Origin of the sequence: Pseudomonas sp. ABFPK (assembly GCF_001586765.1) — a bacterium.
Classification (GTDB): Bacteria; Pseudomonadota; Gammaproteobacteria; order Pseudomonadales; family Pseudomonadaceae; genus Aquipseudomonas; species Aquipseudomonas asiatica.
Map to the genome: position 1 here is coordinate 99,431 of NZ_LQXW01000012.1, position 12,688 is coordinate 112,118.

General features: G+C 62.6%; 13 protein-coding genes. 7 read left to right on the plus strand and 6 right to left on the minus strand.

The window, feature by feature from the left end:
* The 3 genes from WM94_RS09660 to WM94_RS09670 are packed head-to-tail and all read left to right on the plus strand — an operon-like array spanning window position 1 to window position 2,750.
* Window positions 1-1,212 carry a cytochrome c gene (locus WM94_RS09660; RefSeq protein WP_061551066.1) on the plus strand — a complete coding sequence of 404 codons (1,212 nt, stop codon included), beginning with the start codon at window positions 1-3 and terminating at the stop codon, window positions 1,210-1,212.
* 3 nt (window positions 1,213-1,215) lie between these two features.
* Window positions 1,216-2,187 carry an XdhC family protein gene (locus WM94_RS09665; protein ID WP_061551067.1) on the plus strand — a complete coding sequence of 324 codons (972 nt, stop codon included), beginning with the start codon at window positions 1,216-1,218 and terminating at the stop codon, window positions 2,185-2,187.
* A complete protein-coding gene (locus tag WM94_RS09670) occupies window positions 2,184-2,750 on the plus strand; it encodes an NTP transferase domain-containing protein (protein WP_013973474.1) in 567 nt (188 codons plus the stop codon). Before WM94_RS09665 ends, WM94_RS09670 begins: the two co-directional genes overlap by 4 nt.
* A 16-nt stretch (window positions 2,751-2,766) precedes the next feature.
* On the opposite strand, the gene WM94_RS09675 is transcribed toward WM94_RS09670, so the two are convergent.
* From WM94_RS09675 to WM94_RS09690, 5 genes are all read right to left on the minus strand, one after another.
* Window positions 2,767-3,393, minus strand: a complete 627-nt coding sequence (locus tag WM94_RS09675) for a GAD-like domain-containing protein (RefSeq protein ID WP_061551068.1) — start codon at window positions 3,391-3,393, stop codon at window positions 2,767-2,769.
* Between the two features lie 22 nt (window positions 3,394-3,415).
* Window positions 3,416-4,033 (minus strand): GAD-like domain-containing protein, encoded by a 618-nt coding sequence (locus WM94_RS09680; RefSeq protein WP_061551069.1) that lies wholly within the window; start codon window positions 4,031-4,033, stop codon window positions 3,416-3,418.
* Window positions 4,034-4,051: 18 nt separating this feature from the next.
* Window positions 4,052-4,219 carry a polymorphic toxin type 15 domain-containing protein gene (locus WM94_RS28920; RefSeq protein WP_082810543.1) on the minus strand — a complete coding sequence of 56 codons (168 nt, stop codon included), beginning with the start codon at window positions 4,217-4,219 and terminating at the stop codon, window positions 4,052-4,054.
* Between the two features lie 163 nt (window positions 4,220-4,382).
* On the minus strand, window positions 4,383-5,006 hold the full coding sequence (locus WM94_RS09685; RefSeq protein ID WP_061551070.1) for a GAD-like domain-containing protein: 624 nt from the start codon (window positions 5,004-5,006) through the stop codon (window positions 4,383-4,385).
* Between the two features lie 15 nt (window positions 5,007-5,021).
* Window positions 5,022-6,359, minus strand: a complete 1,338-nt coding sequence (locus WM94_RS09690) for a DUF6861 domain-containing protein (RefSeq protein WP_061551071.1) — start codon at window positions 6,357-6,359, stop codon at window positions 5,022-5,024.
* 296 nt (window positions 6,360-6,655) lie between these two features.
* Here WM94_RS09690 and WM94_RS09695 point away from each other — a divergent pair, with 296 nt between their 5' ends.
* From WM94_RS09695 to WM94_RS09705, 3 genes are all read left to right on the plus strand, one after another.
* Window positions 6,656-7,339 (plus strand): response regulator transcription factor, encoded by a 684-nt coding sequence (locus WM94_RS09695; RefSeq protein WP_039615126.1) that lies wholly within the window; start codon window positions 6,656-6,658, stop codon window positions 7,337-7,339.
* Complete coding sequence (locus tag WM94_RS09700; RefSeq protein ID WP_061551072.1) at window positions 7,336-8,658, plus strand: ATP-binding protein; 1,323 nt, start codon at window positions 7,336-7,338, stop codon at window positions 8,656-8,658. Before WM94_RS09695 ends, WM94_RS09700 begins: the two co-directional genes overlap by 4 nt.
* Window positions 8,659-8,875: 217 nt before the next feature.
* Window positions 8,876-10,267, plus strand: coding sequence for an aspartate aminotransferase family protein (locus tag WM94_RS09705; protein WP_061551073.1), 1,392 nt, complete (start codon window positions 8,876-8,878; stop codon window positions 10,265-10,267).
* A 141-nt stretch (window positions 10,268-10,408) separates the two neighbouring features.
* Here WM94_RS09705 and WM94_RS09710 read toward each other — a convergent pair whose 3' ends face one another.
* The gene (locus WM94_RS09710) at window positions 10,409-11,530 is read right to left on the minus strand and encodes a cupin-like domain-containing protein (protein WP_061551074.1); all 1,122 of its coding nucleotides are present in this window, start codon (window positions 11,528-11,530) and stop codon (window positions 10,409-10,411) included.
* A gap of 142 nt (window positions 11,531-11,672) precedes the next feature.
* Between WM94_RS09710 and WM94_RS09715 the strand changes: the two genes are divergently transcribed.
* Complete coding sequence (locus WM94_RS09715; RefSeq protein ID WP_061551075.1) at window positions 11,673-12,638, plus strand: alpha/beta hydrolase; 966 nt, start codon at window positions 11,673-11,675, stop codon at window positions 12,636-12,638.
* The last annotated feature ends 50 nt before the right edge of the window (window positions 12,639-12,688 follow it).

The window sequence follows — 12,688 nt, forward strand, 5'->3', positions numbered from 1 at the left end:
ATGGGTCTTGTTCGTAGCGCAATGGCGCTGGCTTTCGGGCTTGCCGTTACCTCGCTTGCCCAGGCAGCCGACCAGGCGCAGGTCAAGCGCGGTGAATACCTGGCCCGCGCGGCCGACTGCATGGCCTGCCACACCGCTGAAGGCGGTGCGCCGTATGCTGGCGGCCTGCCGATCCATTCGCCGTTCGGCACCATTTACGGCAGCAACATCACCCCGGACAAGCAGTACGGCATCGGCAACTACAGCGCCGACGAATTCTTCGCCGCGGTAACCGAGGGCAAGCGCAAGGACGGCGCCAACCTCTACCCGGCGATGCCGTACACCTCGTACCACCTGATCAAACGCGAAGATTCGGACGCGATCCTCGCCTACCTGATGACCGTACCGCCAATCAACCGCCCGGCACCGCAGACTGCGTTGCGCTTTCCGTTCAACGTGCGCCAGGGGCTGAGCGGCTGGAACATGCTGTACGGTAAAAGCATGCAGTTGCAGCCGACCGAGGGCAAAAGCCCGGCCTGGCAGCGTGGGCAGTACATGGTCGAAGTCATGGGCCATTGCGGCGAGTGCCATACCCCGCGCAACCCGATCGGTGCGTTGCAGCAAGACCAGCGCCTGAGCGGCGGCCTGCTGGGTGGCTACCTGGCCCCGAGCCTGCTGGCCCAGGACCTGGCCGAGCGCGGCTGGACCCAGCCGGACCTGACCACCTTCCTCAAGCACGGCATCAGTGCCCAGGGCAGCATGTTCAACGAAATGTTCCCGGTGGTGCACCACAGCACCCAGCACCTGGAGGATGCCGACCTGGCGGCCATGGCCACTTACCTGCTTGGCGACCAGCCACCGCCGGCCAAGGCCATCCAGACGGTGGCACTGGAGCAGATGAGCGAAAGCGCCAGGCGCGGCCGCCAGCAGTACCTGAATGTCTGCGCCGGCTGCCATGGGGTGGACGGCGAGGGCAAGCCGCACATTGCCGTGGCCATGCGCGGCAACACGGTGCTGCGCCAGGCCGACTCGCGCAACCTGGTCAAGGTGGTCCTCGAAGGCATCCGTGAGCAGCAGTTCACCGGCTTCGAGCGCATGCAGCCGATGCCGGGCTTTGCCGACAAGCTCGATGACCAGCAGGTGGCGGATATGGTCAACTACCTGCGCCAGGCCTGGGGTGGATTGCCCGGTGACCTGAGCGTACAGCAGCTCGCCGAGCTGAAGGCGGAGTAAAGGGTGCAGCATCTCGATCTACAGGTGGTCCGCCAGGCGTTGCAGTGGTCGTGCGGCGGCCAGCGGGTGTGGTTGTGCACGGTGCTCGCCACCTACGGCTCGGCGCCCCGTGCGCCGGGTTCGCTGCTGGCGGTGAACACCAGCGGGCAGTGGCTGGGTTCGCTGTCCGGTGGTTGCGTCGAGGACGACTTTCTCGAGCGCGTGGGCCGGGGGGAGTTTCCCGAGCCGGTGGCCATCGTGCGTTATGGCGATGGTAGCGACTCGCGTTCGAGCATCCGCCTGCCGTGTGGCGGCGTGCTGGAAGTGCTGGTGGAGAACCTGCCGGCCGAATGCGAGGTACAGGCGCACCTGCGTGAGCTGGAAAGCGCATTGCAGGGCCAGCGCCGCGTGCTGCGTGAAGTGAGCCTGCCCGAGGGCAGGCGCCTGCTTGCCGATGACCACAGCCAGGGGCCGCGTGTGCAGCGTGAAAGTGCCTGTGTACGCTTGCGTGTGGGGGCCGCCCAGCGTCTGCTGCTGGCCGGGTACTCCAGCGTCGCGCATTTCTGTGCCGAGTTCGGCAAGGGCATGGGCTTCGAAGTCATCCTCTGCGAGCCGCGTGACGAAGTGCTCGACGGCGTGCGGCTGGATGGCATCGAGGTGCGCCGTGAGCTGCCATCGGAGTTCATCGCCCATGGCGGTTGCCATGCCGACACCGCGGTGGTGGCGCTCACCCACGACCCGAAGATCGATGACCTGGCCATGCTCGAAGCGGTGCGCACCGAGGCGTTCTATATCGGTGTGATGGGCTCCCGGGCCACCTCCGACAAGCGCCGCGAACGCCTGCGGCGGATCGGTGGCCTGGCCGAGGTCGAACTGGGCCGCATCCACGCCCCGATCGGCCTCAACCTGGGCAGCAAGACCCCGGCCGAGATCGCTTTGGCGGTGCTGGCCGATATCCTTCGCGTGCGCAATGGTATCGAGCGGGAGGCGCTGTGAGCGTGGTTGCACTGATATTGGCTGCTGGCAGCAGCGTGCGTTTCGGGGCTGACAAGCGTCGGGCGTTGTTGGTTGATGGTCGCAGCTTGCTGGTGCACAGCGTGGAGCGGGCCTGTGCAGTGTTCGACGATGTGCGGGTGGTGTTGCGCGAGGGGGAGCGGGGCGTGGATCTGGGGCTGCCTGCGGGGTGCCGGGTCGTCTCCAGCCCGGACTTCGCATTGGGCATGGGCCATAGCCTGGCGGCCGGCGCCGCCTCGCTGGCCGACAGCGAGGCGCAGGCAGTAGCGATTCTGTTGGGTGACATGCCCTGGCTGGAGCAGGCAACCCTTGCCCGGCTGGCTTCCAGGGCCAGCGCGTCGACCATCGTGTTGCCTTGCCATGAAGGGCAGCAAGGGCACCCTGTGCTGTTCGGGCGCGATTTCTGGCCGGCGCTTGCGCGCCTGACCGGCGATGAAGGGGCGCGTTCGGTGGTCAAGGCCAACCCGGCGAGTTGTGTCAGGGTAGAGGTGCCGGATACCGGTGTGCTGCTGGATGTCGACAAGCCTGATGCGGTGCACCGGTGAATGCGCTTGTCAGGGCCTATTCATCTTCTTCGTCAGCCAGCTCATAGGGTTGAAGCTCGCTCAGTTGGGCGAGCAGTACCAGATGCTCTACCGCCTTGAGCTTTTCAAGCCGCTCGAGGCTGTCTGACCCTCCCAGCATCAAGGCAGGAACAAAGCCATACATTTCGTCTGCAGCCAGCGTGCCGAGCCGTTCCCTGGCGGGTTCGAACAAGTCGTCGAAATAGATGCATTCGGTCATCAGCCACATGAGCAAGCCGTGGATCTTGTTGTCCCGCTCTTCGTCGCCTGAGCTGTGGGCGCCATCGAGGTAACGGGAATGGTACGCCGCTATGGTCAGCACCGAGCCGGTGTTCTCACCCCACAGGTACAGGTCGCCAAAAGCGCTACGGGCGATGAGGTGATAAGTGTCGCGTGCTTCGAAGAGCGTGCCTGACAGCCAATACGCTACTACGTCTTCGTAATCCTGAGGGTATACCAGCCAGAACAGGCCACCGCCGTAGCCGCACCAGCCGTGCTCTTGCCAGTATCCCAGGAGACGGTTGGGGAGTTTGCCTTGGTAATGATCGAGGGCAGAGGGCGGTACTGGTTGGTGGCCGACGGGGTCGCCGAAGGTTTCGAGGAAGATGCTGAATATGACGTCCATTTGATTAAGTCCGTTTTAGTGTTTAGAAGTCGGAGAAGCTGTAGGGCTCGAGTTCGGTTATTTGAGATAATAAGATCAAATGCTCTATTGCTTTAAGTTTTTCCAGGTTATTCAGATTGGGTTGTCCTCCAAGCGTTAGCGCAGGGACAAATGCATAGATTTCGTCTTCTTTTAATATGCCTAGTTTCTTCTTTGCGGGTTCAAATAGGTTGTCAAAGTCATTTTGTTCTTTTTTTCTTGATAGAAAGAAGCTTTGGACCTCTCTGGTTGCGTCATCTTCAGTGAGTTTATTGTCGTCACCCGTGTAACGGGACAGAAGGCTTGTGATTTTGACTGAAAAGCCGCTGTTCTCTCCCCAGAGATACAGGTCGCCAAAAGCGCTTCTGGCAATCAAGTGATAGGTGTCCCGGCTTTCAAGGTTTGTGCCCTCAGTCCAGGATGAGACAACTTCTTCGTATTCTTGTGGGTTAACCAACCAGAATATACCCTCGCCAAAACCACACCATCCATGTTCTTTCCAATAAGCTAGTAACAGCTTGGGGAGTTTTCCGTTGTACCGATCGATGCTGGATGGAGGCACCTCTCGGCGCGAAAAAGGGGCGCCTATTTTGTCAATAAATATGGAGAATACTTCATACATGGGTAGAGCCTCTTGTCGTTAGCATTTATGAAGCCTTACATTCATGTAGATCGAGTTGGTGCCGAGTTTAGGTGAGCTCTCCGCGGCCTTTTTGATACTGGCTAGCCTGTTTCGCCATTGAGCGCCAATGCTGGAGTTGACTTGTCTGTTGCCGAAGTCAGAGATCAGACAGAATAGTCGCGACATGGATTCGCCTCGGTGCTTGCCGCCGAAAGAAACAAGCCACAGAGCGGCCGCTTAAGCCTTGACCGTGCCCATCAAGTATAGGTGCCAAGCGCCTGACGGCGCTTGGTCCGTGATACTGCTATTTCTTTGTTCATTGAGAAAAGATAAGTGAATGGCTGCAGCATCAATCTGGTTGCTCGGAGAAGGGGTAAGGTTGCAGGTCTGTCAGTTGCGCAAGAAAGATCAAGTGCTCAATAGCGCTGACTTTTTGAAGGTGCTGCAAGGAGTCAGAGCCACCCAGCATGAGTGCGGGGAAAAAACCGTACATCTCGTCATGTTTAAGTCTGCCAAGCTTTTCTCTGGCGGGTTTGAAAAGGTCATTGAAATCATTTGAGGCGACTTTTCTTGATAGGATAAAGCCTTGAAGTTCGGTGTTGAGTTGTTCTTTTGTAAAATCAGTTTTATAGAAGACGTATTGAGAGCTAAAGCTTGCTATTTCCAGTGAGAACCCAGTTCTTTCACCCCATAGATATAAGTCTCCAAAAGCGCTTCTTGCAATTAAGTGATAGTTGTCATGTGAGTCAAGTGCGGTTCCTGCAATCCAGTAGGAAACTACGGCGTCATACTCTTGTGGGTTGATCAGCCAGAATATGCCTTCTCCATAGCCCCCCCATCCATGTTCGGACCAATATTCCAGGAGCTTGGAAGGAAGCTTGTCTCTGTATCTTTCGATTGTGGATGTAGGTACTTCCCGGCGGTCAATCGGTGGGCCGAAGTTTCCAATGAACTTGGAGAAGATTTTGTCCATTTTAATCTCCTTGCATTAGCATTTGTGTAGTTTGATATTCATGCGGGTTGAACCTCTTAGCTCCGGCGGTACCGTTTCGGCCGCTTTCTTCAAGTTAGGTATCTTTGTTCTCCATTGGGGTCCTATTATTGAGTTTACTTGTCGGTCCCCAAAGTCAGATATGACGTCTCGACCCCCTGCGATGAGGTCCGGGTTGTGTAGTGCCGCTGTGATTGACATTCGGTTTCGGGCTTTTTCTATTGCGATCCGTTGCGCTTCAGATGGATCCATGGTTTTCCTGAGCTCTTTTTCAAATTTTTCCTGGATGACTTCCTGCTCCTTCCTTCTCGCTCTTTGGGCGAGCCCTTTGTTTCGCTGGTTCGGGCTTTCAACTTTTTCCAAAAATTCTTCAACAGTCATCCAGTTGAGCCCATCTTCCTGACCATTCAACTGTCGTTTGAATTCGCCTATTTTGTATTCCGGCACTTTGTCAGCTTTGAAGCATTCAACATTATGCAATGCCATCGTGCCGGGGTGGGCCTTCATTGGCTCTTTCCTGGGCTGATGCGGGCGAACCGGTTGCGGCTCACCCACCGCCCCCTTGCGTCGCTCCGGCACCTGCAGGTCTGGCCGTTTCTTCAAGCCCTCTTCATGCTTGAGCATCCATTGCCCCAGCCGCGCACCTTTGCGGCTGGCCGTCATTTCCTGGGCCAGCACCCGGGCATCGCCGCGGCCGCGGGTGAGGTACGACACGATCGCCCCCAACAACAGCAGCACGACTTCCACATGGCCTTGGGCAATCTGATGCGTGGCCCGGGATATCGCATAGGGGTCGTCCCGGCAGAACGGGCCCGAGCCTTCATTGCCGCAGGTGCCTTCCCAGGCGAAGCGAATGCCGTCGACGTAGTACTCGCCGATACGCGGCAAGCCCTCGATGAAAAACTCGGCGATGGAGGCCAGCCCCAGCGCGCCGAGGATCCAGCCACTGACCTTGAGGCCCATGGCCGCGCCCGCGCCGGCGAACGGAATGGTTCCGGCGCCGCCAGCGAATGCGCCAACCCCCGCGCCAAGCAGGCCACCGGTAATGGTGCTGCCGGCGACGATCATCGCCATCTGCCGCACGACCATCAGCAGTTCGTCGACGATGCTGTTGATGTCGAGGTCGGCGAAGCGCTGGCGCAGCATGTGCGCCGCCTGCCGTTCGGCGTGGTAGAAGGCGGTGCGGACAGCTTCGATCCGGCGCAGGTTGAGGCCTAGCGAGGCGACCTCTTCATTGAGGCTGGTGCGGAACTGGCCACCGCTTTGGTAGCCCACCATGGCGATGACACGTGACTCGATCTCGTGCCAGGAGGGCACGAGGTAATCCAGGTACATGAGGTGTCTCCCTGACAGCGTGTGCAGGGGGAAATCCCATCATGGATTCGGATCGGAAGTTTCTGAGTCAGTTGTAGGAAAATGCGACTTCGTTTCCGGCGTGTTCGGCGGAGTTAGGCTGTCGGGGTGGGCCTTGGGGGGGCTTCAAATGTTTGTCGCTCCCGGGCGCATGTGGCAGTTGCGCGGCGCTCGTTGCCGCAGGCGCCATACATCCCCAATCCCCCACAAAAGGTCCATAATCCCCCCTTAATCCGCCCAAGGTGCAATGCCAGCTACACCATTCCGGGAGCCCCACCATGCACGTTCTGCTCTGCGAGGACGACGACCTGATCGCCGCCGGCATCTGCGCCGGCCTTACCGCCCAGGGCCTGACCGTGGACCGTGTGGGCAACGCCGCCGATGCACGGGCGATGCTGCAGGCCGCGCAGTTCGACGTGATGATCCTCGACCTTGGCCTGCCCGACGAAGACGGCCTGAAGCTGTTGCGCCGCCTGCGCGAGAAAGGCGAGACGCTGCCAGTGCTGGTGCTCACTGCCCGTGATGCGGTTACCGACCGGGTCGATGGCCTGCAGGCCGGCGCCGACGACTACCTGCTCAAACCGTTCGACCTGCGCGAGCTGGCTGCTCGCCTGCACACCCTGCTGCGACGGGTGGCCGGGCGGGCGGTGAATGTGATCGAACACGGCCCGCTGCGCTACGACCCGAGCAGCTGCGAGGCAACCCTGGCCGGCCTGCCGGTCGACCTGTCCCGGCGTGAACAGGCATTGCTCCAGGCGCTGCTGCAGAACCCCGGGCGGGTGCTGTCCAGCGAGCAGCTCAAAGACTGCGTGTACGGCTTCAGCGACGAAGTCGAGAGCAATGCCCTGAACGTGCATATCCACCATTTGCGGCGCAAGCTGGGCAACGGCATCGTCGAGACCGTGCGCGGCCTGGGCTATCGGCTGGGCCCGGCGCAAGCGCCGGAGGAGGCGGCATCATGAGCCTGAGGGTACGCCTGAGCCTGATCCTGGGCAGCGCCTTCGTGATCATCTGGGCGCTGGCCGCCGCGTGGATGCTGCGTGACCTGCGCCAGCAGATGATGTTCTCCCTTGACCAGCGCCTGGTGGCTTCGGCGCGCATGGTTGCCGGGCTGATAGACCAGCTGCCGCAGCCGCTGACTGCCAAGGGTGGGGAGGCGCACTTTTCCGCCGACCAGTTCAGCGTGCCGGACGGCATGGCTTGCCAGGTCAGCTCACTGCGTGGCGAGATTCTCGCCAGCAACCACAAGCACGATGGCGTCATGGACGATGAACGCAGCGGTTTCCGTGACCAGACTATCGACGACGCCCTGTGGCGCACCTTTACCTACAACCATGGCGATGTGCGCATTACTACCGCCGACCGGCACATGGAGCGAGAGGCACTGAACCAGTCGATCCTGCTGGCGGCCTCGGCGCCGGTGCTGATGGCCCTGCTTGGCAGCCTGGGGTTGTTGTGGATCGGCCTGGGCAAGGGCCTGGAGCCGCTCAACCGCATGCGCGATGCCCTGCGTCGCCGGCGCGCGGACAGCGTCGAGCCGCTGCAGGTGGCGGGCATGCCCAGCGAACTGCAACCGTTGCTGGAAACTCAGAACCAGCTGTTCCTGCGCATTGCCCAGACCATCGAGCGTGAGCGGCGCCTGACCGACGATGCCGCGCATGAACTGCGCAGCCCGCTGACGGCGATCAAGACCCACCTGCAGGTGGCACGGATGACCGATGGCGCCGTGCGCGAGCAGGCGCTGGAGCATGCCGAGCAGGGCGCCGACCGCATGCACCGCACGCTGGAGCAGTTGCTGATGCTGGCGCGAGTGGAGGGCAGCCTGTCGTTCGAGGATGGCATACAGTGCAGCGCCGAGCAGGTGGCCCGGCAAGCGGTGCAGGATGCTGGCGGCGGTGACAACCGGCGCATCGTGCTGCGGTTGCCTGAAGCCGCTACGCAGATCTACCTGGGCATGCCGGCACCGTTGGCGGTGGCGGCGCTGCGCAACCTGCTGGACAACGCCTTGCGCCATGGCGGCGACGAGGCGGTGGAGCTCGAGGTGCAGATGGCTGACGGCCAGGTGGGTTTCATGGTGCGGGACCATGGGCCGGGGATTGCCGAGGCGGACCTTGAGCACCTGACCGAGCGCTTCTGGCGTAACGGGCAGAGTGGTGGATGCGGGCTGGGGCTGGCGATCGTGCAGGCGATCGTGCAGCGTTGTGCCGGTAGCCTGAAGTTCGACAGCCGCAGTGATGGGTTGCGGGTGTTGTTGCAAGTGCCGGCGCGCTCGGGGCATTGATTTTTATTGCCTGTGCCGGCCTCTTCGCGGGTAAACCCGCTCCCACAGGTACTGTATCAACCCTGAGATCTGTGCCAATCCTGTGGGAGCGGGTTTACCCGCGAAGAGGCCGGGCCTGCTTTCAAAAATCCCACAGCAACCGCTAAATCCTCCCCGCACTCAAGCGTTTTCCAAGCGACGAACACCCGCACTTTCGCTTGCTTGCGAGGATTCACCCATGTCCACCGCTTCCTGCCTTGCCCAGGTCCCGCCGGCCAGCGCGCCGCGTGCCTTGTACGAGTTCACCGATTCACCCTTGCTGCAACGCCAGCAACAACAGGAGTCCAACGCCCGCAGCTACCCGCGGCGCATCCCGCTGGCGCTCAAGCGCGCCCGTGGCATCCATGTGGAGGATGTCGAAGGCCGCCAGTTCATCGACTGCCTGGCCGGCGCCGGCACCCTGGCGCTGGGCCACAACCACCCGGTGGTGGTCGAGGCGATCCAGCGGGTACTGGCCGATGAGCTGCCGTTGCACACCCTGGACCTGACCACACCGGTCAAGGACCGCTTCGTCCAGGACCTGTTCGGTGTGCTGCCCGAGGCGTTGCGCCGTGAGGCCAAGGTCCAGTTCTGCGGCCCGACCGGTACCGATGCGGTGGAAGCCGCGCTGAAACTGGTGCGCAGCGCCACCGGCCGCAGCACCGTGCTGGCCTTCCAGGGCGCCTACCATGGCATGAGCCAGGGGGCGCTGAGCCTGATGGGCAGCCATGGGCCGAAGCAGCCGTTGGGGGCCTTGCTGGGCAACGGTGTGCAGTTCATGCCGTACCCCTACGACTACCGTTGCCCGTTCGGCTTGGGCGGCGAAGCTGGGGTCAGGGCCAACCTGCATTACCTGGAAACCCTGCTGCTCGACCCGGAAAGCGGCGTGCCGCTGCCGGCGGCGGTGATGCTCGAGGTGGTGCAGGGCGAGGGCGGGGTGATTCCGGCCGATATCGAGTGGCTCAAGGGGGTACGCCGTATCACCGAGCAGGCCGGCGTGGCGTTGATCGTCGATGAGATTCAGAGCGGTTTCGCCCGTACCGGGCGCATGTTCGCCTTCGAGCATGCTGGCATCATCCCGGACGTGGTCACCCTGTCCAAGGCCATCGGCGGCAGCCTGCCGCTGGCGGTGGTGGTGTACCGCGACTGGCTGGACACCTGGAAACCGGGCGCCCACGCCGGCACTTTCCGTGGTAACCAGATGGCCATGGCGGCGGGTTCGGCGGTGATCGATTACCTGGTCGAGCATCGCCTGGCAGAGCATGCCGAGGCCATGGGCCAGCGCCTGCGCCAGCACCTGCAGCAGTTGCAGCGGGCTTATCCGCAGTTGGGTGATATTCGCGGGCGTGGCCTGATGCTTGGGGTGGAGCTGGTGGACCCGCAAGGCCAGCGGGATGCGCTTGGGCAACCGGCGGCCAATCGTGAATTGGCGGCGAAGGTGCAGCGCGAGTGCCTCAAGCGCGGGCTGATCCTGGAACTCGGTGGGCGGCATGGGGCAGTGGTGCGCTTCCTTCCGCCGTTGATCATCAGTGGCGAGCAGATCGATGAGGTCGCGCAGCGCTTTGCCGAGGCGTTGATCGCTGCGGTCTGATCGATTGCCGGGGCCGCTGCGCGGCCCTATCGCCGGCAAGCCGGCTCCCACAGGGACTGCGCCGACCGAAAGGCTTGCGCTGTACCTGTGGGAGCCGGCTTGCCGGCGATAGGGGCGCAAAGCGCCCCCTGGTAGTCCCGGCTACCAGCCGCGCCCGGAATTCACCCAGAAGTTCACCGACAGCGAGGTGGTCACAGACTCCACCTGGTGGAACCACCCTTCTGGCAGGAACAACAGGTCACCGGCCTGCAGCACCACGCGCAGGAACGGCACCTCGCGCGCCGCCGGGAAGCGCTGGTAGTCCGGGGCGTCGGGGTTGAAGTCGCAGCCGTCCAGGCCGCCCTTGGGGCTGGTCGACCAGGTACCCAGGGCCGGGCGATGGTGCGGCGCGGCAAGGATGAACGACTTTTGCCCCCATACCTGTGCGAACAGGTTGTCGGTGTCGTCGCGGTGCAGCGGCGTCAGTGTGCCCTTGGGGCCGATCCAGATGCGCGGCGCAATGAACTTCTCGCGGGCGAAGTACTGCGGGTAGCGAATAAGCGTCAGTAGCTTTTCCGGCACGATGTTGTTGCCCATGTAGGCCGGGGTTTCGCCGGGTTTGGCAGGGGTGTCCAGCGAGGCGATGAAGTCGGCCATGGAAGTGGAACGGAAGTCGCGGTCGGTGGAGAAGGTCTTCTTCACGTAGTCGCCGTGCCGGGTGATGCCCTGCAGTTCGGCAAAATGCTCCAGCGAAGCTTCGCGGCCCATGGTGAACAGCGGCCAGTCCTGCAGGGCATCGCTGATGACCACCGGCGTGCCGTGCTCCAGGTAATCGCCCTGGAAGCGCGCCAGCGGCATGTCGGCGCGGGCAATGCGTGCCACCTCGCGCTGCACCGGTTGCGCGGCCGATACCCGTTCGCTGAGGCGTGCCGGTGTCGGGTAGCGTTGGTTCATCGACACCTTGGTCGCCGGCGCACCGCGCCGGGCGTTGCTGATGATCTGCGGCAGCAGGGTGGCCAGGCCCATGTTGCCGCTGATCTTCAGGCGGGCGCTGGCGAACAGTTCTTCGACGTTGGCGGTGCCGCCCATGATGCCCATGAAGTCACGCTCGGCCACCTCGATGGTGACGTCCGGGGCGCTGTGCCGGCCGGCACCGGTGCGGCTGCTGTCGCGCACCTCCGACCAGAAGGCCCGGTCCTGGCCGAAGACGAACTGGAAAACGCCTTCGATGCCGACGGCATGGGCGTTGGCGAACAGTTTGCTGAGGATGCTCTGAAGGTCCACGGTATGCCTCTGGCGGTCTTTCGTTGTGCAGGGATAACGAGTGCCTGCACCAACGATTTAGCCGTGTGGGCGGGTAATTTTTCGGCGTGCTGCTACGTCCCGTAGGGAGGCTCGAGTCACATTGTTCACCCAAGGAACCCACATGGCACTGCACCCTGATCTGGCGGCATTTCTGGAACTGGTCGAATTTGGCCGGCTGACGGGCAGGAGCCTGCCCATGCACGCGATGGACGTGACCCAGGCCCGTGCCGAGTTCGAAGGCAGCTCGCAGGTACTCGACCCGAGCCCGCCCGGCAGCGTCAGGGCCAGCGAGTTGCAGATTACCGCGCGCGACGGTGCCCGTCTGGCTGCTCGTCTGTACCGCCAGGGCGGTGCTGGTGCTGCCTTGCAGCCAGTGATCCTGTACCTGCATGGCGGCGGCTATGTGGTCGGCAGCCTCGATTCGCATGACTCGGTGTGCCGTCGCCTGGCGGCCCTGGGCGAGTTCGCGGTGCTGGCGGCGGACTACCGGCTGGCGCCGGAGCAGCAGTTCCCGAAGGCCCTGCACGATGTACTGGACGCCGCCAACTGGCTGGCTGAGCAGGCGGCCTCGCTGGGCCTGGACAACCGCCGGGTGGTGCTGGCAGGGGACAGCGTGGGCGCCAGCCTGGCGGCGGTGCTGGCCATTACGGCAGTGGAGCAGCCCGAGGCGCTGGCGTTCAAGCCGCTGGCACAGTTGCTGTTCTACCCGGTGACCGATATCTCCTGCTGGCGTGAGTCCCATCGCGAGCATGCCGAGGGTTACCTGCTGGAGACGCCTACCCTGGAGTGGTTCTACCAGCACTATGCGCCGCAGCGCGAGCAGCGCCTTGACTGGCGGGTATCGCCGTTGCTGTCGACGCTGCGCCAGCCGTTGGCACCAGCTTACCTGTTCGTGGCCGAATATGACCCGTTGCATGATGAGGGCATGGCTTATCGTGACTGGCTGGTGGCGGGTGGGACGGCGGTGACCTTTGCCCGGGTGGAGGGGTTGACCCATGACTTCTTGCGCATGTCGGGGATCGTGGGGCAGGTGGAGGGGATTTACCGGGATGTCGGGGCGTGGTTGAAGCGGGTCGATCGCCGGTGATGGGCCGAGATTGCCGGGGGCGCTGCGCGCCCCTTTCGCGACACAAGGCC

Coding starts and splice junctions, on each gene's coding strand:
- WM94_RS09695 (WP_039615126.1), top strand. CDS start 6,656: ATGCACGTTCTGCTCTGCGAGGACGACGACCTGATCGCCGCCGGCATC.
- WM94_RS09685 (WP_061551070.1), bottom strand. CDS start 5,006: ATGGACAAAATCTTCTCCAAGTTCATTGGAAACTTCGGCCCACCGATT.
- WM94_RS28920 (WP_082810543.1), bottom strand. CDS start 4,219: ATGTCGCGACTATTCTGTCTGATCTCTGACTTCGGCAACAGACAAGTC.
- WM94_RS09675 (WP_061551068.1), bottom strand. CDS start 3,393: ATGGACGTCATATTCAGCATCTTCCTCGAAACCTTCGGCGACCCCGTC.
- WM94_RS09660 (WP_061551066.1), top strand. CDS start 1: ATGGGTCTTGTTCGTAGCGCAATGGCGCTGGCTTTCGGGCTTGCCGTT.
- WM94_RS09680 (WP_061551069.1), bottom strand. CDS start 4,033: ATGTATGAAGTATTCTCCATATTTATTGACAAAATAGGCGCCCCTTTT.
- WM94_RS09705 (WP_061551073.1), top strand. CDS start 8,876: ATGTCCACCGCTTCCTGCCTTGCCCAGGTCCCGCCGGCCAGCGCGCCG.
- WM94_RS09715 (WP_061551075.1), top strand. CDS start 11,673: ATGGCACTGCACCCTGATCTGGCGGCATTTCTGGAACTGGTCGAATTT.
- WM94_RS09700 (WP_061551072.1), top strand. CDS start 7,336: ATGAGCCTGAGGGTACGCCTGAGCCTGATCCTGGGCAGCGCCTTCGTG.
- WM94_RS09690 (WP_061551071.1), bottom strand. CDS start 6,359: ATGTACCTGGATTACCTCGTGCCCTCCTGGCACGAGATCGAGTCACGT.